We start from the raw sequence: 1,674 nt of genomic DNA on the forward strand, positions 1-1,674 counted from the left end.
GTCACCCGTACCAGCAGGTCTTCCACCAGAATGGGCAGTTCCACCACCGGTTCCCCGGCCCGGGCATGCGCCCACCGGTGCGCCCGGTCGAACTCCGCCCGCGGAAANCTGGTGATCAGTACGCCGTCGCCGTCCAGGACCAGCAACGGCCACCCCCCGGTCACAGGANCACCACCGGATCATCCGGCCGGTGCAGCACCAACGCCGGCACCACCAGCCACTCCCCGTATCCGTGGGCACGGGCATGCCGGTCCGCGTCCCGGGGGGTGGCGAAGTAGCCGACCACCCCGTCCACGTCCCGCTCCGGCCCGTCGACCACCGCCACCACCCACACCGTGGCCGCCTGATCCGCCCCCGTACCGGCCAGGATCCGCGACCACGCCTCCGACCAGCCCGGGTGTTCCCCCCGACCAGCCCTGGCACCGGACATCGCCCCGCCCCCGGCGCAGGCCTGCTCACCCATCACCGGCCCCCGCCCCGGCAGCCGGGGGAACCGGCACCGAGGGAACCGGCAACGCCGCCAACCGGGCGAACCCGAACTCACCCCGACCCACCCCGGCCAGGAACACCGCCCACTCCCCGGCTTCGAACAGCAACCCCGCCCCCGCCGGAACCCGGCCGTGCCGCACCGCCACCCCCGGGGCATCCAGCAGCCCGAGCGTCCCGACCGGCACCGCGGCCACCTCCACCGCCCCCAGGCCGGCCCGCGCCGTCCGCCACCAGGCCAGACGATCCCGGCCCCGCACCGGCACCTCACACTCCAACCGGGCAAAGTGCTCGTCCTCCCACCGGCCCACGCCAGGACCCCCCTCGTCTCGTGATCACAACAAGGTGGCCCCGGGCAGGCCCCACCTGCGTGGAACAGCCCGCCCGGAACCGTTCACGGCGCCCGCCGAGGACACGAAGGCCAACCCGACCAGAACCGCCGGGCATCACTATCGGCCACCGAACCAGGCATCACAGTGACCGTCGGGGCGCAGGGGAACGCCGCCACCATGACGGCACGGCACGGCATCCGCATGCCATCCGTGCCTTCCTGATGCCATCCCGTGACATTCGAGGCCGGCGGTCGGAACATGGCACCTGACCAGGACCTCAGACCCCGCCAGACAGTCGGAAGGACCGCTGATGGCCCCGCCCCGCAGCGACACGATGCTCGCCCGACTACTTCATGATCGGAACTGGAGTTGCGACGACTTCCGCCGTGTCTTCGACACCACCGCCCGCACACTCAGCCGGGAAAACAACGATCTTCGGGTGCCGGGGCCACTCAGCGACCGGCAGGCGAAACGGTGGATCGCCGGCCAGGTCGCCACCAGGCCCTATCCGGCGGCATGCCGGGTGTTGGAGGAGATGTTTCACGTTTCCGTGGAAGATTTGCTGACCCGGAATCCCACTCGCTACCGTGAGACACAGGCCGTAGCCCCGCCGCCCGTGCTACCACGTCCCGTCATGGTTCCCGCTCAGGCGGAGCCCGGCAGCGGGCCGCCCCGCGAGGAGGTGAGTCCGTCGCGCCGCCGTGACCTACTCGGCACCGGCATCCTCCTTGCCGCCAGCACCGCCACGACTGGCGCCACCAGCCGCGCCGCGCAGATCTCCCGCGCCATCGCCGCGTCCACCCCGGACCCCCTCAGTGTCGCCCAGCTCCACCAGGGCATCCAACGCCTCACCCGG

Annotated in this window: 1 protein-coding gene and 1 pseudogene; one reads left to right on the plus strand and one right to left on the minus strand. The window is 71.9% G+C overall.

Annotated features, from left to right (window positions below):
- Positions 1–455: 455 nt before the first annotated feature.
- Entirely contained in the window at positions 456–797 is a 342-nt protein-coding gene (locus BMG523DRAFT_RS22275) for a DUF397 domain-containing protein (protein WP_023840402.1), read from the minus strand.
- Positions 798–1,128: 331 nt separating this feature from the next.
- On the opposite strand from BMG523DRAFT_RS22275, the pseudogene BMG523DRAFT_RS22280 reads away from it, so the two are divergent.
- A pseudogene (locus BMG523DRAFT_RS22280) lies at positions 1,129–1,674 on the plus strand (hypothetical protein); the annotation flags it as partial.

Origin of the sequence: Frankia sp. BMG5.23 (assembly GCF_000685765.2) — a bacterium.
Lineage (GTDB): Bacteria > Actinomycetota > Actinomycetes > Frankiales > Frankiaceae > Frankia > Frankia casuarinae.